Annotated in this window: 20 protein-coding genes and 1 pseudogene; 12 read left to right on the plus strand and 9 right to left on the minus strand. The window is 31.3% G+C overall.

Going from position 1 to position 18937, the window contains the following annotated elements:
- Window positions 1–12 precede the first annotated feature (12 nt).
- From G7A72_RS03185 to G7A72_RS03195, 3 genes are all read left to right on the plus strand, one after another.
- On the plus strand, window positions 13–873 hold the full coding sequence (locus G7A72_RS03185; RefSeq protein WP_165151399.1) for a neutral zinc metallopeptidase: 861 nt from the start codon (window positions 13–15) through the stop codon (window positions 871–873).
- A gap of 166 nt (window positions 874–1039) precedes the next feature.
- A complete protein-coding gene (locus tag G7A72_RS03190; protein ID WP_165151400.1) occupies window positions 1040–2329 on the plus strand; it encodes a DEAD/DEAH box helicase in 1290 nt (429 codons plus the stop codon).
- A 331-nt stretch (window positions 2330–2660) separates the two neighbouring features.
- Window positions 2661–3857 (plus strand): HEPN domain-containing protein, encoded by a 1197-nt coding sequence (locus tag G7A72_RS03195; RefSeq protein ID WP_165151401.1) that lies wholly within the window; start codon window positions 2661–2663, stop codon window positions 3855–3857.
- 216 nt (window positions 3858–4073) lie between these two features.
- Here the strand turns inward: G7A72_RS03195 and G7A72_RS03200 are convergent, their stop codons facing one another.
- Window positions 4074–4772, minus strand: a complete 699-nt coding sequence (locus G7A72_RS03200; RefSeq protein ID WP_165151402.1) for a pseudouridine synthase — start codon at window positions 4770–4772, stop codon at window positions 4074–4076.
- A gap of 155 nt (window positions 4773–4927) precedes the next feature.
- Window positions 4928–5815: pseudogene (locus G7A72_RS03205) on the minus strand (YifB family Mg chelatase-like AAA ATPase); the annotation flags it as partial.
- 262 nt (window positions 5816–6077) lie between these two features.
- On the opposite strand from G7A72_RS03205, the gene G7A72_RS03210 reads away from it, so the two are divergent.
- Together G7A72_RS03210 and G7A72_RS03215 are read left to right on the plus strand one after the other, a co-directional pair.
- On the plus strand, window positions 6078–6899 hold the full coding sequence (locus tag G7A72_RS03210) for a hypothetical protein (protein WP_165151403.1): 822 nt from the start codon (window positions 6078–6080) through the stop codon (window positions 6897–6899).
- 17 nt (window positions 6900–6916) lie between these two features.
- Entirely contained in the window at window positions 6917–7252 is a 336-nt protein-coding gene (locus tag G7A72_RS03215) for a hypothetical protein (RefSeq protein ID WP_165151404.1), read from the plus strand.
- Between the two features lie 36 nt (window positions 7253–7288).
- Here G7A72_RS03215 and G7A72_RS03220 read toward each other — a convergent pair whose 3' ends face one another.
- The 7 genes from G7A72_RS03220 to G7A72_RS03250 form a co-directional block, all read right to left on the minus strand.
- Window positions 7289–7435, minus strand: a complete 147-nt coding sequence (locus G7A72_RS03220; RefSeq protein ID WP_165151405.1) for a hypothetical protein — start codon at window positions 7433–7435, stop codon at window positions 7289–7291.
- A gap of 1 nt (window position 7436) precedes the next feature.
- Window positions 7437–7892 carry a hypothetical protein gene (locus G7A72_RS03225; protein WP_165151406.1) on the minus strand — a complete coding sequence of 152 codons (456 nt, stop codon included), beginning with the start codon at window positions 7890–7892 and terminating at the stop codon, window positions 7437–7439.
- A 100-nt stretch (window positions 7893–7992) separates the two neighbouring features.
- Complete coding sequence (locus tag G7A72_RS03230; protein ID WP_165151407.1) at window positions 7993–8613, minus strand: sigma-70 family RNA polymerase sigma factor; 621 nt, start codon at window positions 8611–8613, stop codon at window positions 7993–7995.
- A 141-nt stretch (window positions 8614–8754) separates the two neighbouring features.
- Window positions 8755–9153, minus strand: coding sequence for a M48 family metallopeptidase (locus tag G7A72_RS03235; RefSeq protein ID WP_165151408.1), 399 nt, complete (start codon window positions 9151–9153; stop codon window positions 8755–8757).
- A 22-nt stretch (window positions 9154–9175) separates the two neighbouring features.
- Window positions 9176–9616 (minus strand): hypothetical protein, encoded by a 441-nt coding sequence (locus tag G7A72_RS03240; protein ID WP_165151409.1) that lies wholly within the window; start codon window positions 9614–9616, stop codon window positions 9176–9178.
- 327 nt (window positions 9617–9943) lie between these two features.
- Entirely contained in the window at window positions 9944–10747 is an 804-nt protein-coding gene (locus tag G7A72_RS03245; RefSeq protein ID WP_165151410.1) for a hypothetical protein, read from the minus strand.
- Between the two features lie 147 nt (window positions 10748–10894).
- The gene (locus tag G7A72_RS03250) at window positions 10895–11536 is read right to left on the minus strand and encodes a hypothetical protein (protein WP_165151411.1); all 642 of its coding nucleotides are present in this window, start codon (window positions 11534–11536) and stop codon (window positions 10895–10897) included.
- A gap of 740 nt (window positions 11537–12276) precedes the next feature.
- On the opposite strand from G7A72_RS03250, the gene G7A72_RS03255 reads away from it, so the two are divergent.
- The 7 genes from G7A72_RS03255 to G7A72_RS03285 all read left to right on the plus strand — a co-directional run bounded on the left by G7A72_RS03255 (window position 12277) and on the right by G7A72_RS03285 (window position 18908).
- Complete coding sequence (locus G7A72_RS03255) at window positions 12277–12693, plus strand: hypothetical protein (RefSeq protein ID WP_165151412.1); 417 nt, start codon at window positions 12277–12279, stop codon at window positions 12691–12693.
- Window positions 12693–13328, plus strand: a complete 636-nt coding sequence (locus tag G7A72_RS03260; protein ID WP_165151413.1) for a glycoside hydrolase family 19 protein — start codon at window positions 12693–12695, stop codon at window positions 13326–13328. Before G7A72_RS03255 ends, G7A72_RS03260 begins: the two co-directional genes overlap by 1 nt.
- Window positions 13329–13383: 55 nt before the next feature.
- Entirely contained in the window at window positions 13384–13710 is a 327-nt protein-coding gene (locus tag G7A72_RS03265) for a hypothetical protein (protein WP_206531530.1), read from the plus strand.
- Window positions 13710–15902: a collagen-like protein gene (locus tag G7A72_RS03270; RefSeq protein WP_165151414.1), complete on the plus strand. Its 2193-nt coding sequence runs from the start codon at window positions 13710–13712 to the stop codon at window positions 15900–15902. The genes G7A72_RS03265 and G7A72_RS03270 overlap by 1 nt, the downstream gene beginning before the upstream one ends.
- A gap of 92 nt (window positions 15903–15994) precedes the next feature.
- Entirely contained in the window at window positions 15995–17158 is a 1164-nt protein-coding gene (locus G7A72_RS03275; protein WP_165151415.1) for an ATP-dependent Clp protease proteolytic subunit, read from the plus strand.
- 35 nt (window positions 17159–17193) lie between these two features.
- Complete coding sequence (locus G7A72_RS03280) at window positions 17194–18240, plus strand: hypothetical protein (protein WP_165151416.1); 1047 nt, start codon at window positions 17194–17196, stop codon at window positions 18238–18240.
- Between the two features lie 86 nt (window positions 18241–18326).
- Window positions 18327–18908: a hypothetical protein gene (locus G7A72_RS03285; protein ID WP_165151417.1), complete on the plus strand. Its 582-nt coding sequence runs from the start codon at window positions 18327–18329 to the stop codon at window positions 18906–18908.
- The last annotated feature ends 29 nt before the right edge of the window (window positions 18909–18937 follow it).

Consider the following 18937-nt stretch of genomic DNA (forward strand, 5'->3'; position numbering starts at 1 on the left):
AAAATACAGATTATGAAATGGAGTGGCAGACGTCAAAGTGATAATGTAGAGGACCGAAGAGGAATGTCTTCTGGTGGAAAAACAATTGTAGGAGGTGGAATAATTGGGATTATTATCTTGTTACTAAACACTTTTGGTGGAGAAAATGCCCAAATGCTTACGCCGATATTGGAACAGATGAATCAGGGTCAAAGTACTCCTACCGAACAAAGAGATTTAACTGCCAAAGAAATCGAAGAGCAACAATTTATAAAAACCATTCTTGCAGATAGTGAAGATATTTGGTCAAAAATATTTCAGGAAAATAATATGCAGTATTCAAATCCTAAATTAGTATTGTTCAACCAGGCTGTGGAAACGGAGTGTGGTAATGCTACCTCTGCTTCGGGACCTTTTTATTGTCCGGCTGACCAAAAAGTATATATGGATTTAACATTTTTTGAAGAACTGAAAACAAAATTTGGTGCACAAGGAGGCGATTTTGCTACAGCCTATGTAATCGCCCATGAAATTGGTCATCACGTGCAAACGTTGTTAGGCACTTCTGCTAAAATGAGACAAATGCAAGAAGGTAAAAGTCAGGCTGAAGCCAATAAATTATCGGTTGCTCTGGAATTGCAAGCTGATTTTTATGCGGGTGTTTGGACGCATTACAATCAAAAAATGAATAATTTCTTGGAAGAAGGCGATATTGATGAAGCATTAAGTGCGGCTCACGCAGTTGGTGATGATGCAATTCAAGCTAAAATTCAAGGACACATTGTTCCGGAGTCCTTTACACACGGAACTTCGGCACAACGTAAAGCGTGGTTTATGAAAGGGTATAAATCCGGTGACATCAATCAAGGCGATACTTTTGCAGAAATAAGATAAATTTCAAATCATTAGAATTTAAAAATCGGGATATAGTCCCGATTTTTTTTATGCTTACATTTAAACAAATCAAGGCAATCAAAAGCACATCGGAAAATTAACTGTACCTTTGCGCCCAATTAAAAAAGTAACCTAAATAATAGTGTTTACTTTATAAACACCATTTATGTCATTTAACTCATTAGGTTTATCTGATGCTTTACTTAAAGCCATCAGCAAAAAAGGGTACACAACTCCCTCTCCAATTCAACAAAAAGCAATTCCCCCAATATTAGAAGGTAAAGATGTTTTAGCATCTGCACAAACAGGAACAGGAAAAACAGCCGGTTTTACATTACCTATTTTACAAATATTATCACAAGGTCAACAATTGCGACAAAGACCTATTCGCGCCTTAATATTGACACCTACAAGAGAATTAGCCGCACAAATATTGGCTAATATCAAGGAATATAGTGTATTTTTAGACTTAAAAAGCACCGTTATTTTTGGTGGCGTAAACCAAAATCCACAAGTAACACAACTGCGTCAGGGAGTAGATATTTTAGTTGCCACTCCAGGTCGGTTAATCGATTTGCAAAATCAAGGTTTAATATCACTTGCAAAAGTTGAAATCTTAGTTTTAGATGAAGCTGACCGTATGCTAGACATGGGTTTCGTACGAGACATTGAGCGCATTATAAAAGTATTGCCTACAAAAAGACAAAACTTGATGTTTTCGGCAACCTTCTCAACAGACATCAAGAAATTGGCGATGGGTATTTTGCACCATCCCGTTCACGTAGAAGCAACTCCGGAAAACACAACCGTAGATGCTATTACTCAAATAATATATCCTGTTGCCAAAGAGAAAAAAACTGAACTTATCATTAAATTGATTACAGAAGGAAACTGGAAACAAATTTTGGTTTTTACCCGTACCAAACAAGGCGCTAATAAACTGACAGAAAGCATGATTAGTGCCGGAATCAAAGCAGCAGCCATTCACGGAAACAAAGGTCAAGGCGCACGAACCAAAGCCTTGGCGGGTTTCAAAGACGGAAGCCTAACCGCTTTAGTCGCTACCGATATTGCGGCCAGAGGACTGGATATTCCATTGTTACCGCATGTGGTCAATTTTGAATTGCCTAACATTCCTGAAGATTACGTTCACCGAATTGGTCGTACCGGAAGAGCTGGTGCCAATGGTGAAGCTATTTCTTTATTCAGTCCAGACGAAACGGTCTTCTTGCGTGATATCGAAAAATTAGTGGGTTTGAATTTGCCTAAAGAAAATATCAAAGGTTTCGAACCCGATCCTAACGCTTCCAAAGAACCAATCAAGCAAGGGCAAGGAAGACAACAACGCGATTCAACTCCGCGAAAACCAAAAACAGACACTACAAACCGAAGCAGCAATAACAGTTTTGGTCCAAGACGTCCGAGTCAAAATAATGACAGACGTTCTAAAAGATAATTAATTTTATTGTTTTTTAGGAGCAGAATATTTTCGTTTTTTAAGAACGTATTTCTCGCTATCCATTACAAACCTTCTTAGGGCTGAACACCAGCTCTAAGAAGGTTTTTCATTTCAAACGTAGTTCACTGAACTCCAATTAAAATAAAAGCTAAGTGAAGTAATCGGGGCTATTAAGAGCGTTTTTACTTTCATAATACAATTTTGTAAATTCATTTGACAAATCTAGAATTGCCAGATGATTTGTAAGAAAAAAAATAATATATTTGAATAAAACAGTATGGCTATTGTCAGACTTATATACTAGTTGTGCGAAATTTAATTCAACATCATGCTAAAAATTGAATATCTTGTTTTTATAGAAAATCAAAATATTAAAAGTTCAAATGAGAAAACTTTTAATTATTTGTTACAATCCGATCCAGAAATTACAATTTCTAAAAACAGACTGTCATACAAAGAGCTACACGTAAATTATTTGTTAGAATCTGGCAAAGTAAAAAATACGGGAGAGTCTTATTTTCATTTATCCATTGAATGCGATAATGATAAGAGAATAGAAGAATTTATTGAGCTTCTAAGAGCAGTAAAATCGATATTACATATAATTAACAAAACACCCCAAACACTATTCGATGGAATAAGTCTTTATTATTCAAATTTAGCATATCCGCAAATTTTTGAAGTAGAAAATTTAATGCGAAAATTAATTACAAAGTTTATGCTGACGAATGTTGGAATTAATTGGATAAAAGATCGAGTGCCAGATGATGTAAAAAATTCAATAATTTCATCAAACAAAGACATGACTTATTTGCATAATGTTGATTTTATTCAATTAAAAAATTTTTTGTTTAGTGAAAATTATACAGCACATAAAGATCATTTAATTCAAAAACTCAGAAAAGCTCAAACTATTGAAGAACTAAAACTTGAAGAGATAAAAGCACTAATCCCAATGTCTAATTGGGAGAAATTCTTCTCCACGAATGTTGATATAACGAAAGAAAATCTAAGCAAAAAATGGGATGAGTTATATGGATTAAGGTGTAAAATCGCACACAATAGAACTTTTGAAAAATCAGATTACGAAAAAGTCAACTCTCTTTCAATTGAGGTAAAAGATGTGATTTCAAAAGCAATTCTCAATTTGGACAAAATTAATATTTCTGAAATTGAAAGCACAATATTAACCGAAACTGTTGCGGGAAATTTTAATTTTGGTTTAGGTGAATATCTTTCAGAATACTCTGAAATGACAAGGTTAATTTACATGCTTGTGGAAAATAAAATTTTTAACATGTTTCCCGAGCAAAAGCCGAATTATTCAAGACGATCTATTGTCGGGGATTTGACAAGACTTTCTAATCACGGTCTTTTAAATGAAGACTTACACAATGAAATTCGAAACTTTATATATTTAAGGAATAAAATAGTTCATGAACCTGAAACAGTTAAAGAAGAAAATATTTCTGCTTTTACAGATCGTATTAAGGTTGTCAATAAAACACTTGATGGATGGCTATAAACTTCACACAATACTTCATTTACCCCCGCTACGCAAAGTTTCAAGACTTTGAACTTTTAATTTAAATATTCTTAAAAATCACAAACGATATAAAAGTCTACCGACTTTTTTCGTAAATATCTCAAGAATTAATAAAAAATCTATACCTCTTTATACTGAAAACTGTTGCTTCAAAATACAACAATAATGTAAAGCATTACTTTACAAATTAGTATGCTATTCATAGTTATTCAAATCTAGCTCAAGAATAGTACCTACTCTGCTAAACTCTTCATTAATCTTTGCATTCAAGATAAGTGGTTCATTTGTTATAGGATGATTAAAAATTAACTGATGTGCATGAAGCATCATTCCTTTCAGTTCAAAATGCTCCAACCATAATTTATTTTGTTTGTTACAACCATGTGGTCGGCTTCCTAAAATGGGATGAAAAATATGTTTGAAATGTTTTCGTAATTGATGCATACGTCCCGTTTCAGGAATCGCTTCTACCAAACAATATCGTGATGTAGGTTTATTGTTAAATGCTAACTCAATTTCGGTAGTTTGCAATCGATAAAAGTAGGTTATTGCATTTTGTATAATGCCATCATCATTGGTTAAATCGTAATCAATCGTTAGTTCTTCGGGTGACCAACCACGTAAAATGGCTAAATATTTTTTTTCGACTTCGCGTGTGGCAAAACGATCATTCATAATTTTCAAAACATCCTTATCCAACGCAAATAACAAGACACCAGATGTTTTGCGATCTAACCGATGAACAGGATAAACGTGTTGCCCTCCTATTTGATTTCTCAATTCTTGAATCGCATAAACTTTTGCATCGCGCGCGTAAAACGATTTGTGGACTAACAATCCACTTGGTTTATTAATTGCAATAATATATTCGTCTTGGTACAGAATTTCTAACATTTGGCAAAAATAAAAGAGATTTCTCTCGAAATCTCTTTTTTGACTTATTTATTTCTACACTTTTCTTTTTTACTCTTTAGCGCGAGCGTATTCTCTATTTTCAGCTGTTAAACATCTAAAATCAAAAATCGTTAATCAAAAATCTGAAATCTAATTTACCCCAGCCAACCATCACGATCCAAACTTCTATATTGAATTGCCTCTGCTATATGGCCCGAAATTACTGTTGGAGCTGCATCCAAGTCGGCAATTGTTCTGGCTACTTTCAAAATACGATCGTAGGCCCTAGCGGAAAGATTCAATCGTTCCATTGCCGTTTTCAATAATTGCTTGGAAACATCGTCCAAAGCGCAATACTCCCGAATGTGTTTGGTATTCATTTGAGCATTGTAATGGATGTTTTCCATTTGTTCAAAACGTTCGGTTTGGATTTCTCTTGCCGCAGTCACTCTTTTCCGAATATCAACACTGCTTTCTGCTTTTTGGTCATCCGATAATTTTTCAAAAGGAACCGGAGTCACTTCAATATGAATATCAATTCTATCCAATAAAGGTCCCGAAATCTTACTCAGATACCGTTGCATTTCGTGTGGCGAAGAAGTTTGTGGTGAATCCGGATCGTTAAAGAACCCACTTGGACTTGGATTCATACTCGCCACCAGCATAAACGAGGACGGATAAGTAACCGTAAACTTGGCTCTGGAAATCGTTACTTCCCGATCTTCCAGCGGTTGACGCATCACTTCCAAAACGTCTCTCTTAAATTCAGGCAATTCATCCAGAAACAAAACACCATTATGCGCCATCGAAATTTCACCCGGTTGCGGATAACTTCCGCCGCCCACCAAAGCGACATTCGAAATTGTATGGTGCGGACTTCGAAACGGACGTTGATTCATCAATCCCACTTCCTTTAATTTTCCGGCAACACTATGAATTTTGGTTGTTTCTAATGCTTCACGCAACGTCATCGGCGGCAAAATACTCGGCAAACGTTTGGCTAACATCGTCTTCCCTGCTCCCGGTGGTCCAATCAAGATAATAATGTAGTATACAGACGAACTTTTTAAAATGTTATAAATCAGTAAGTTATACTTGATGTTTTGAAAAAGTTGAAATTATCTTAAAATTTTAAATAAATTTCAATAAAAAATGGTCTAGCAAAGTTATATTTTTACCTTTAGAATAAGCAAATATTTAAATAATAATTATGAATAAGCAATCAAAAATAATGTTTCAAATAATTATGGGTGTTGGAATCATAATTATTATGATTCAGCTAGTAATGTTATATAAAAAATTAAAATGATTCAAACAGGTTTAAAAATTACTACAATTGGAAAATTTCTAAAAGAGTATTTAAGCGTTCTAATTATTGTTCCCGCATTCATTGGTGGATTATGGCAAGCATTTGAATTAATGTCAATTTCTATACCTTATATAAGGTTTTTTTCTATCTCTCAAATTGTACCAGATGGAATCTTAATACTTATGTTTTTAGTCACAGCTTTTTCCTTTTATCCCATTGCTTGGTTTGCTGATATTTTATTTTTTATTAAAGACGAACCCAAAGCGACTGAATATTTAGATGTTGAAAAATATGAAAAATACAGACAATCAGAGTTAAATACATCGATGTTTCTTTTTTCATTTTATTATGTTCTTTTAGTTTATTATTATTTATATTTTATTAATGATAAATCTAATTTCAGTAAAATAGAAACTTCAGCAGTTACATCATTTTTTGCTTTTTATTTGCTTAATGTATACTTAAATAGATGTTTTTTTTATGCAAAAGAAAAACATAAAAAAATTATTAAAGGTTGTAATATTTTATTGCTTTTATTATATATTATTGCAACAATTTATTTTTATAAGCGTATTCATAATATTTTTATAGCACCTAACAACATAATTAATATTGAACAAGTTAAACTTGATGTTGCTAAAAAGTATCCTAATACAAAACAAAAATTATTATATTTTAATGATAAATATATGTTTATTAAAATCATTGAAGGATTTAAAAAAGATAAAAAAGGAAAAATAATCAAACATACAAACGAAAAAATTTACATAATGAAATTAGAAAGTTTATTCACTGATGAATCAGAAAATAAAAACTAAATAAAATATTTTAAACAATGGTACAACATACACTTGTGTTAACAACACCAAAAATTATAATTCCATCAACTGAAATTTTGGAATTTGTTAAAGAATTAATTTTATCTAATTTAATCAATATTGATTATTTTGGTATTGAGTTAGATAACCAAGCTGATTATGTTGATGATGAAATGCAACTTAAATTTGATACATCAACATATATTACTTTTCATTTTGAGGATACAGAAATTGATTATGTAATACTTGATGAAGACAATGTTTTGAATCTTATTTTTAATCAACTTAATAATAATAAAATTGGTGAAATTATTGTTGATGAAAAGAATATTGAGATATATATTTATAAATAAAAAAAATGCTAACTGGTTAAAGTTAGCATTTTTTTTTTAATCTTCTTGTTCAGCTTCTAGCGTAAACAAATCATCTAAGCTTTTTAAAAAATCTTTTTGAATTTGGTTTGCTCGGTTCAATTGGAATAATATCATTAACATATCATCGTTATTTTCGTTTTGTTTTTGGTCTTCTTGGTTCATTTTAGTTTAGTTTTAGTAAGTGTTTTTTATTTATGTTAAATCCAACAAAATCTTTTAATACCATTGTTTGGTCACCAAATGTTGTTGCTGGTGCAAATGCTCTAAATGAATCATATTCTTTTTCATAATCCAATTGTTGATAATATGCTTGGTTGTCATTGTAAAAGAAAAACAGTATCGGTTGATGTGGTATTTCTTTTGTATTACCTTGTATGTATTCCACTTTGCTTTTTTCAATTGCTGTATTATAATTATAAGCACTTGCTGCATTATTTCTGGTCTTTACTTCAAACACATATTCTGTTCCAGTTGAAGCGGTGTAATAACCATCAATTCTATCATAAGATACTGATGGTGTAAATTCATATTGTGTTACACCAAATTGATTAAATATTTGCATCATCTTTTGTCTTTCATTTTCTGATGCTTTTTGAAATTTCTGTTGTTCTGTTGTCATTCTATTAATATTTTTTTATATGTTTGGTTCGCATGGCGAACCATTTATATTATTGTTATACTAATAAATATATCCGTTTTATCAAAAAGCCAAAAAAAGATTATTTATTTATCATTATTTTTTTTAATGCTGCAATTGCCTTGTTTATTTTGTCGTGAATATTTTGATGTGAACACCCAAACATAACAGCAATATCTTTTTGCTTTACTGGTACATCACCATTCAACCCATAACACAAATTAATCAAATATTGTTGTTCACTTTTCAGCTTCAATACAGCCGTTTTAAGACCTTCTAAATCATCTTCAGTACTATCAACTGGATTTGCAATTAAGTCTTCAATAATACCACCAGAATCATTAATTGGGTGTTGCATTGATATTGTTCTGGTTGCTGGTATTTGTTCTGATTTTAATAGTTCACGTGTTCGATGTGTTATCTTGATTGTATTAAGGTTTTCATTTAGGAACGTTAACATTTCGGCTTTAATGTACCAACTTGCATAACCAATAAATACTGGTGATTTTTTAATATCAAAATTTTGGTATGCATTGAATAAACCAATTCTACCAACTTGTATAAGGTCATTAATTACTTCAGCATCATTTATACCAAATGAATAAGCAATTGTATTTATATATCTTTGGTTGGTTCTTAGTAAAGAATCAAAATCTTTGTTGGTAATGTGTTTTAGGTTAAGTTCATTTTTTGTTGGTTTCATTGGTTAATATTTTTTTTTGTGTATTCTTATTTAATATAAATATATCAAGAAAACCAAAAGGACAGCTTCAACTGAAAATAAAAAAACCACCGTTGAAGGTGGTTTAGTTGTTATTCGCTTCGCTCATGCGAAGCATCATTATTATATTGTTCTATAAATCGCTTCAACCTGTTCAAAAAATTCCTTTGTATGTCCAAGGTTTGGATAAAGTATGTGTGCGTATTCGTGTGTTATAACCCACTTAAGATATGATGTTTCATTAGTTATACATTTGCTAATAAATTTATTTTCACTTGCTAATTCGCTTTTATAATCAGTTGGTACATTTAAACCGCTTACATATAATGTTATGTATGTATCAAAAACATTTGTTATATCATTATGTTTACCTTTAATATCAAATGTGATTAACCCTTTTTTCTTTTTTAAAGATACTTGGTGATATTGTTTTCTATTAGTCTCACTTGTTGGGTATAGTTGGATAAGTTTATTAGTTGTTTCAGTTGCTAATGTTTCTATTGCTGTTGGTAATGTTTTCATTTTGGTTTCTTGTTTGGTATTGTTATTGTAATTTTTTTATTAAACTTTTAAATAAATCGTGATAATCTTCAGCAAAATCACTGCTTATTGTTTCCTTACAAAAAAATATTAAATCACTTACTTGTTCTTCAGTTAATGTTATTCTTTTGGTTTTTGGTGTTGATAATGTTTTCATTTTGGTTTCAACGATTGGTAACACTTCTTCTTCAGTAACATAATATATCTGTACATTTCCACTTCCATTATTAATACTTCTATCAAAGTTCGTTAATCTAACAATATTTTTTCTTGTTAATCTTCTTAACGTGTTCATAATTGTTTCATAAGATATACCAGTTGCAGCTGCTAATTTTTCAATACATACTACATATTTATCATTTGATTTTGCACCTTTAACGATGTTAGTTAAGATTGTTCTTTCGTTTTTAGATAATTTTACTGAGTTGTAAATAATTGTGTTCATCTTGTTTTTGTTTTTTTGCTTTGTGGTACACCACTTATTGTTATTGCTTTATTATAAATATATCAACTAATCGAAAACAACTAAAATAATATTAAAGTTAACAATTACTTAACATTGGAATACAACAAGATATTACTGATGTTGTATCAATATGCTAAATGGCTTTGCAAAATGTGGTTGGTGGTTAAAGTAAGCAGCTGAAGGTGGTAATGTCTATTTTGCTGGGTACATTACAAATATACTTCTATGTTATTTGTGTTTCAACTTTATTTTCAATATGTGATGAAAATAATTTATATTGGGGCGCACCATGTGCGCAATTATAATTTATGATGCTATTCTAATATTTAATGCTTCAAGTGTTTTTATTTTTAAATCTTTAATATCATCATATATAGATAATTTGTGAATCTCTTTCATCGGTGATTGTTTCAGCACTTCAAATAAATTATCAATATCATTAACAGAATCAATTTCTTCTTGAATCTTTTCTTCAGTTCTTGTTTTGATTTTATTAAGGAATGCATCAGCAAATGCTTGTGCCGCTACCAAATCAATTTCTGGTTCAACCGCTTCTTTTTTTACTTCAGTTTTAATTCCAAAATCTAAAATTACTTTATCCATTATTTCAATTACAATTGATTCATCTTCTGGTTTACAAATCAAAGCATCGTAAACATATAGAACATAAATACCAACTCCGTTTAATTTTTCAATTACCGTTGTCATTACATCAACTTCAGCTTTAAATAATTTTCTTGATGTTATTTTGTAACCGTTTTGCTGTTTATCTTTAAAAATATTTTCCATCATTTCAGTTTCGTTATTTGCGTAATAGTTAAATAATGGTGATGTTAACATTCCGTTCCAATGCTTGTTGAAAAAACTTAGGTGTTCTATCTTAACATCAGCAACATCAATTGAAGCGTTTTCAGCTACTTTCTGGTGTGTAATATAACTTTCTTTACCAGCATACAATTTAACCGCTATATTAGGGTGTAATGCTGTATAATCAGCCTCTTTTAGCTTTGTACCATTGATTGATATTTCTTTTCTTATCCAAGATGGCATAAGGGTAAATGAATCGACAACACGACCACCAGATTTTTCATCACCAGCACTTGGAATCATAAAACCACGACCAGTTAAGTAATCAAAAAGTTGAATATCATCTTCAACAAATGAACGTTCTGTTGAGTCAATCCAATAATCATTTTTGTGTTTGTTTCTTAATGTTAATTGTTTACCTTTTTTGGTTTTATAACCATCTTTAACTAATTATTTACCAATTTTTAGTAGTTCTTCATTTGCTGGTAAGTCAATTTCTGGATAAAGTTTTATTAAGTTTTTACAAATGGTGTTTTGGTATGCAACATCTAATTGTTTAAAAAAATCTTTATTTCTTTTTTGAATAATTGATTTATTTTTTAATCTGTATTCAATTAGTCCAACTCTTAGGTATTGTTCAGTTAATCGGTAATGTTTATTTTTTAAACCAATTGTGTAATCTTCATAACCAGCTGAATCAATTTTAACTTCAATCATTGCACCAGTTGCAGTTCCTTTCTTTAATACTGTTAATATTTTTTTATAGATGTATGTATTGTCTTCACCAATTTTTGTTTGTTCGTGTAATATTTCACTACTTAAAGATTTCCATTTATCATCAGTAAAAAAGGTACTGGAAAAATTAGATATTATTACCAAACATTTTTCAATAGCAATATCAATATCTGAATCAATTTCTTTTAATAAAGATTTTGAAACGTATTTTCTTAAGTTGTATTCTATTTTTTTTGGAATTAGGATTGAATCAACGCTTGGGAATATTAGCGCAATATCATTTTGGATTATTTGTATATCACCAGTATCACCACTTAGTGTTACATCTTCATTAATTAATTTGGTTGTTGTTTTCAATTTTCATTTTATTCTGCTTTTATGTTATGTTCTGCTTTTTTTAATCTGGTGCAGAAGCTGATGGGAGCTACCCATCAGCAACCAGACAACATTCAATGTTGAAGTGTTATTATATATATCTAGCTTTTAGTAAAAAGCCAAATTATTTTTGCTTATCTTAATCTTATTTCAATTATACTTCTTGAATCACTATAAGTAAAGCATTTTTAACTATCATATTTTCTTATAGTAGTATGACGAAAAGTTATAATGATTCTATATATACAAAACTACTTAGATAATATTCTAGTTTCAACTTTATTTTAATTGGTTGGTAATAGCGCAAACTGCGCATACTTTTATTTTAGATATATTCGTTTAGCCCATTGTTTATAGTATCTAACAAGGTTTATTATGTTTATTATATCAGTAACATAGATGAATAGAAGGATAATAAGATTAAATAAACTTCGCTCCGCACCTTTGTTATTACTATTACACAATAGCGCAAATAATCAACCGCTTTGCGCTACTATATACTATTACATAATAGCGCAAATTGCGCATAACTATATTACACCTATTTCTTGTCAACCCACTATTCACAGTATCTAACAAAGTATTTTATTACTATTATATCAGTAACATAGATGAATAGAAGGATAATAAGATTAAATAAACTTCGCTCCGCAAACTTTTTTATATAACACTTTACATTCCACCACAACCATAGTAATATTTAATCATATAACAATATGATTATGATTACAACAGAAAAAGGTGAACTTGAAATAAAGAACCTACCAAAATACAACCCGTTTTTACTTGAATATGAAGATTTAGATGATGCAATACAAGTTGATGTATCTGGTATTGGTGCATTAAACTTTTTTGACCCATTTAATAAAGAATTAGAGTGTGAAATAAACACTAATATCAACAATGCATTAAAGAATTACGGCAAAAAAACGGGTCATAATGCATCAAATATTGGTTATTCACTAACATTAATACCTACAAATAAGCTAGATAGACAACATAATGTTGTTCAAATGGGTGTTGAACTGACTATTATATTCAAAAAACCAGTTAAAAATGCATCATCATATAGTTTAACACCATCAATTAGCTTAATAACTTCAATCATTTTGGGTGAAATATATATTCTTAAACAATAATGATTAAGATAAAACAATTTCAACTGCAATATGGATTAACAAGTGATGGTGTAATTGGCAAAAAAACACTTAACAAGATAAAAGAAGTGCTTAATATACCAACAAATGAAGCATTAGCACATTTTATGGGTCAAATAAGCCACGAAACAGCCGATTTTACAGCTGATACTGAAAATCTAAACTATTCAGCTGCTGCATTACAAATAACCTTTAAAAAGTACTTTCCAACACCAGAATCAGCTGCATTATATGCTAGACAGCCGCAAAAAATAGCTAATAAAGTATATGCAAATCGTATGGGAAACGGTGATATAACAACCAATGATGGGTTTAATTTCCGTGGAAGGGGTGCTTTACAGCTAACTGGTAAGGCAAATTATAAAGCATTTTCAAAATATGTTGGTGAAGATTGCCTTAAAAATCCAGATTTGGTTGCTAGTAAGTACTTTTTTGAATCAGCTAAATTTTATTTTGATAATAACCAACTATGGAAATATACAATAACAGTTGATGATGCAAGTATAACCAAAATAAGTAAAGCAATCAATGTTGGAAATGTTAATACAAGTGTTATACCAAATGGTTTAAGTGATAGAATAAATAAAACAAAAGAATACTATCAACTGATGCTTTAAAATAGTTCGAATACATAGTATAATTATTTAATAACTATAATTAAATAATTAAAATATGATACCAACATATAATTTTCCAGACCATATAAAAGGAGATACATTTTTAGATAAACAAATAAATTTTGGTAAAGATATAACTGATGCAAAAATTGCAATGCAATTTAAAACAACTGTTACTTCTTTACCAACTTTTTTTTGGTCAACAACTGATGATTCATTAATAATAATTGACCCAATAAATGGAATAATTAGAATGAATAATAAGATGTTAGATTTTGCAGCTGCAAAATACATTTATGATTGTCAAATTACATTTAGTAATGGATTTGTGCAAACATTTTTTCGTGGTTCAATAACAATCGTACAAGATATTACTGAATAATGATACAAATAAATGAAACAAATCCAATTATTAATATTTCAGTTACTGGTGTAAATGAAGATATAACATTATCTATAATTGATAATATTGAAACCATTTCAATTGTTACATCTGATATAGGTATCCAAGGAAATAGAGGACCTAAAGGTGATACTGGTGAACAAGGTATCCAAGGACCGATTGGTCCACAAGGTGATAAAGGTTCTGATTCAATTATTGCTGGACCACAAGGTGATACTGGATTGCAAGGACCAATTGGTCCAACAGGTGCTGATGGTATTCAAGGTATTGCTGGATTACAAGGACCATCTGGTATTGATGGAGCAACAGGACCACAAGGTGAACAAGGTCCAATTGGACCAAAGGGTGATAAAGGTGATAATGGTTCACAAGGACCAATTGGAATACAAGGAATAAAAGGTGATAATGGTTCACAAGGACCACAAGGTATTGCTGGTGTTAATGGTTTTAAAGGTGATATTGGATTAACAGGACCTATTGGACCAAAAGGCGATATTGGATTACAAGGTATTCAAGGTGATACAGGTGCTGATGGTATAGATGGTATTCAAGGACCAATTGGTTTAACAGGTCCAGCTGGACCACAAGGTATTCAAGGGTTAAAGGGTGATAAAGGTGATAATGGAATTGATGGTATTCAAGGACCAGCTGGTATTCAAGGATTAACTGGTGTTGCTGGACCACAAGGTATTCAAGGTTTAAGTGGAGCAACGGGTCCAATTGGATTAAGCGGAGCAACAGGACCACAAGGTATTCAAGGACTAAATGGTCCACAAGGATTAACTGGTTTAAGTGGAGCAACAGGACAACAAGGACCAATTGGACCACAAGGTATTCAAGGACTAACTGGTGCAAAAGGTGATACTGGTTCAACTGGTCCACAAGGTATTCAAGGTGAACAAGGTCCACAAGGTTCACTTGGTCTTAATGGTTCACAAGGACCGCAAGGACCACAAGGTGATGCTGGTATTCAAGGTATTCAAGGACCGCAAGGACCACAAGGTTCACTTGGTCTTAATGGTTCACAAGGACCACAAGGTGATGCTGGTATTCAAGGACTAACTGGTCTAAAAGGTGATATTGGTGCAACTGGATTAAGTGGAGCAACAGGACCACAAGGTATTCAAGGTATTCAAGGTTTAAAAGGTGATATTGGTGCAACTGGATTAAGTGGAGCAACAGGACCACAAGGTATTCAAGGTCCAGCAACATTACCAAGCGGTTCTGATACACAAATACAATTTAATGATAATGGAACATTTGGTGCTGATGCTGATTTTGTATGGAATAAGGTAAGTAATGATTTAATATTAAATGGTGCTGATGCTGGAATTATTTTAAAATCAATCACAAACGAACCACCAACACCAGCTACTGGAAATTTACAAATATATGCTAAATCAATTGCTGGTAAGATAACTCTAAAGGCAAAAGGACCAAGCGGTTTAGATTTTCCATTACAATCAGCATTATGGCAAAATAATGTTACTATGTGGACACCTACAACAGCAACTGCTGGTTTATGGTCTGGAACGGTTGGTGCTGGTTCTGGAACATATACAACAGCTTTACCAACAACAACATCAATTTACACATCGATGAAAAGAGCCAGATACGCAAATGTTGTTACAACTGCAAATCAAGTTTTGGGGCAACGAACTACTGAAGCAATGTTTACCCGTGGTACAGTTGCTGGACAAGGTGGTTTTTTCTTTTATACTAGAGTTGGTTTTGACACTTGGACCACTAATGGAAGGTTTTTTGCTGGTATGGCAACTTCGGCAGCCGTAATTATTGGAAATCCAAATTCCTTAAATAATACTATTGGTGTAGGTTGTGATGAATATGATAATGGCTTAATCAGTATTTTATCCCGTTCAACGTATGCCAGAAAAGACCCAACTATTTTTACAATTTCAGCTGGTAAAGGTTATGATATATTTTTATTTTGCGCCCCTAACGGTAACAACGGTAACAACATACAATGGCGAATAGTTGAACTAAACACTAAAATGGAAGCGTCTGGTATATTATATGATGATGGTTCATTACCAGCTGCATCAACAATGTTTACAGCTAATGTACTTGCAAGTAATGGAGCAAATACAACTTTGGGTGCAAATGCAATACAAATGGGTATCAATAAAATATATATTGAAACAGATTATTAATAATTAAAAAACAAACTAAACCAGCTTAACAGGCTGGTTTTTTTATGTCAAAAAACTAATAAAAATTAGATAAAACTTTACATCACTTGTATATGATAGTACTATTATTTTATATGATAGGAACAATATATATAACGGGAGAAATTGGATTTGATACAACACTTTTAGATGTAATCAAACAGGTTAAAAATCAATCAACATCAGAATCATTTTTAGTTAAGATAGATTCAGTTGGTGGTTATGTTGATGCTGGTATGGATATATACAATTATTTAAAAAATTTAAGTGTTCCAGTAACAACATACACAACAAAAGCATACTCAATTGCAAGTGTAATTTTTATGGCTGGTTCAACTAGAATTATACCAGAAAATGCATTTGAAGCTTTAATGATTCATTTACCTTGGATGGAAGCAGTTGGTAATCATTCTGAATTATCAACATATTTAAAAGACTTAAAAAATACTGAAGATAATTTAGTAAAATTTTATTCAGATGCACTTGCATTAGATACAACAACAATTCATTCACTACTTAAAAGTGAAACATACTTATCAGCAACACAAGCCAAAGATTTAGGTTTTGCAACACAACTACAAGTTGCACAAAAAGCGGTTGCTAGATTAAACAATAACAAAGAAGAAATAGAAGAAAGTTTAATGAATAAACTAAACAAAAAAATTGATAGCATAATGAATATGTTATCTGGAAATCCAACAATTAAAGCTGAATTAAAATTACAAGATGCAACAGGTGTTGAATTGGTTTTTGCTGATTTAGACCCAACAGAAGTTGCTTCAGTTGATGCAAAAGTAATGGTTGATGGTAAAGCTGCTGATGGTGATTTTTTAATGGCTGATGGTTCAACAATAACAGCTGTAAAAGGTGTTGTTACTGTAATTGCACCAGCTGAAGAAGTTGAAGTACCAGTTGAAGAAGAAGCGGTTGCTGTTGAAGAAGTACCAGTTGAAGAAGAAGTAATTACTGATGAAAAAGATGTAATGATTACTGAATTAGAAGCAAAGGTTGCTGAATTGGAAGCAAAAATTGCAGAATTAATGAGTGTAACTGATGTTGAAAATTTATTAAATGCTTTAGAAGTATCAGCAACAAAACAAGCTGAATTGGAAACAAAATTTTTAGCACTTGCTAAATCAATTGGTTCAGATTTTACTGGAACAAGTACAAAAGAAAATCAAAGTGGAATTAAAAATGTACAAAGTGAAACAACAAGTTTTGCTATAAAAAGAAAATAATAAAATAACAAAAAGAGCTAAAAATAAATAAATAAATGGCAAATTTTAATTTTGATAACGTAACGTTATCACCAAAAGAAGTTCAAGAACTAAGTACTGCAATCTTTGAAACTGCATTTGCAAATCCAGAACTTACAAAAATACATAACATTGTTGAAGGTATAGATATGAAATCTCAAATCTTGTTATTATCATCAATGGCAATGCAAGGTTTATCAGCTGATGGAACTTGTGACCCACAAGATTCTGATGCTGGAATTGTGGCAACACAAAAATATTGGGAAAATAACCAAATCGAAGTAAGAATTCCTTACTGTGCAAAAGACTTACCAGAATTGTTAAAAGCATTTGGAACTAAATCAAATAAATATGATGTTGAAGGTTCTGAAGAAATCAAAATGGTTGCAACAAGATTACTTGAAGCATTAGATGAAGCAATTTTAAGATTAGCTTGGTTTGGTGATAAAGCTGCTGCAAATATTGTAAGTGGTGGTACTATCTCAAATGGTACTAATGTAGCATATTTTAAAGGTGTTGATGGTATTTGGAAACAAATTTTTGCTGGTGTAACTGCTGGTGATATTAAAAGAGCAACGATTACTTCAAATGCTGGTGCAAACTACACAGCACAAGAATTATCAGCTGGTGAAGCTTTAACAGCAATGAGAAAAGTGTACAATCAATCTGATTCAAGATTGAAAAATCACAAAGATGGTATTTTCATCGTAACCCAATCAGTTTATGATAATTTCCTAGATAAATTGGAAGATGCTGGTTTATCAGCAGTAGGTCAATTGGCTATGAATGATGGAGTAATGACTTACAGAGGTAAACAAATTATTGTTGCTGACTTTATGGATAGAAACATTACTTCTTACCAAGATAACGGTACAAAATACAACTTACCAAACAGAATTGTATTTACAACACCAGCTAACATTCCAGTAGGAACTTTAGATTCTGGGGAATTTAAAGAGTTAGCAGTTTGGTATGATAAAACTGCTAGAAAAGTTTACACAGAGAACATCTTTTCATTAGATGCGAAAGTATTAGAAGGTTATTTTATTTCAGTAGCATATTAATCAATAAACATTAAGTAATGGGTGCTAAAGTTAGCACCCAAAGCTTTAAAAAAATAACATAAAAAAAGAAAATATATATATAAACAATGGCAAATTGTATAAATAAATTAACTGCTAATATTGCTTATGATTGCACAACTGCAAACAGAGCAAAAGGTGGTCTTGAAACAAAAGCAGTTTTGATTAATGTTGCTGATTTAGATTTAACAGCAATAACACAATCTGGTGCAACAGTTACAAATTTAGCACTTAAAAGCGGTGCGACAGGTTACGAAATTGGTTGGATAAAACAACTAGCAAACACAGCTTCAGAATTTTCTGTAAATGATGGATTAGATACTTTCAATCATTCATTTGCTGCAAGAGTATTTGGACAAGGTGCAGATGATGCTGAAATAATTAAACAATTAGCTGAAGGTGAATTTGTGGTGTGTGTTGAAACGAAATTCAAAGGAACTGGTAATGTTGATTCTTATAAACTTTTTGGACTTGAAAATGGTTTAAAAATGTCTGAAGGTTCATTTACATCACTTGAAAATGATGGTTCATTCTTATTCACTTTATCAAGTGTTGAAAACTTCGGTGAAAGTTATCCTTATAAAGTTTATTTAGAAGGTACTTATGTAGCTTCAAAAGCAAAATTTGATGCTTTATTTAAAGTAGTATAACAGCTTTACAAAAGGATATAACAATAGTA

Source organism: Flavobacterium sp. Sr18, assembly GCF_011064265.1.
Lineage (GTDB): Bacteria > Bacteroidota > Bacteroidia > Flavobacteriales > Flavobacteriaceae > Flavobacterium > Flavobacterium petrolei.

Excerpts from the sequence above, each read along its gene's own strand:
- G7A72_RS03185 (WP_165151399.1), top strand. The coding sequence starts at position 13 with ATGAAATGGAGTGGCAGACGTCAAAGTGATAATGTAGAGGACCGAAGA.
- G7A72_RS03190 (WP_165151400.1), top strand. The coding sequence starts at position 1,040 with ATGTCATTTAACTCATTAGGTTTATCTGATGCTTTACTTAAAGCCATC.
- G7A72_RS03195 (WP_165151401.1), top strand. The coding sequence starts at position 2,661 with ATGCTAAAAATTGAATATCTTGTTTTTATAGAAAATCAAAATATTAAA.
- G7A72_RS03200 (WP_165151402.1), bottom strand. The coding sequence starts at position 4,772 with ATGTTAGAAATTCTGTACCAAGACGAATATATTATTGCAATTAATAAA.
- G7A72_RS03210 (WP_165151403.1), top strand. The coding sequence starts at position 6,078 with ATGATTCAAACAGGTTTAAAAATTACTACAATTGGAAAATTTCTAAAA.
- G7A72_RS03215 (WP_165151404.1), top strand. The coding sequence starts at position 6,917 with ATGGTACAACATACACTTGTGTTAACAACACCAAAAATTATAATTCCA.
- G7A72_RS03220 (WP_165151405.1), bottom strand. The coding sequence starts at position 7,435 with ATGAACCAAGAAGACCAAAAACAAAACGAAAATAACGATGATATGTTA.
- G7A72_RS03225 (WP_165151406.1), bottom strand. The coding sequence starts at position 7,892 with ATGACAACAGAACAACAGAAATTTCAAAAAGCATCAGAAAATGAAAGA.
- G7A72_RS03230 (WP_165151407.1), bottom strand. The coding sequence starts at position 8,613 with ATGAAACCAACAAAAAATGAACTTAACCTAAAACACATTACCAACAAA.
- G7A72_RS03235 (WP_165151408.1), bottom strand. The coding sequence starts at position 9,153 with ATGAAAACATTACCAACAGCAATAGAAACATTAGCAACTGAAACAACT.
- G7A72_RS03240 (WP_165151409.1), bottom strand. The coding sequence starts at position 9,616 with ATGAACACAATTATTTACAACTCAGTAAAATTATCTAAAAACGAAAGA.
- G7A72_RS03245 (WP_165151410.1), bottom strand. The coding sequence starts at position 10,747 with ATGATTCCAAGTGCTGGTGATGAAAAATCTGGTGGTCGTGTTGTCGAT.
- G7A72_RS03255 (WP_165151412.1), top strand. The coding sequence starts at position 12,277 with ATGATTACAACAGAAAAAGGTGAACTTGAAATAAAGAACCTACCAAAA.
- G7A72_RS03260 (WP_165151413.1), top strand. The coding sequence starts at position 12,693 with ATGATTAAGATAAAACAATTTCAACTGCAATATGGATTAACAAGTGAT.
- G7A72_RS03265 (WP_206531530.1), top strand. The coding sequence starts at position 13,384 with ATGATACCAACATATAATTTTCCAGACCATATAAAAGGAGATACATTT.
- G7A72_RS03270 (WP_165151414.1), top strand. The coding sequence starts at position 13,710 with ATGATACAAATAAATGAAACAAATCCAATTATTAATATTTCAGTTACT.
- G7A72_RS03275 (WP_165151415.1), top strand. The coding sequence starts at position 15,995 with ATGATAGTACTATTATTTTATATGATAGGAACAATATATATAACGGGA.
- G7A72_RS03280 (WP_165151416.1), top strand. The coding sequence starts at position 17,194 with ATGGCAAATTTTAATTTTGATAACGTAACGTTATCACCAAAAGAAGTT.
- G7A72_RS03285 (WP_165151417.1), top strand. The coding sequence starts at position 18,327 with ATGGCAAATTGTATAAATAAATTAACTGCTAATATTGCTTATGATTGC.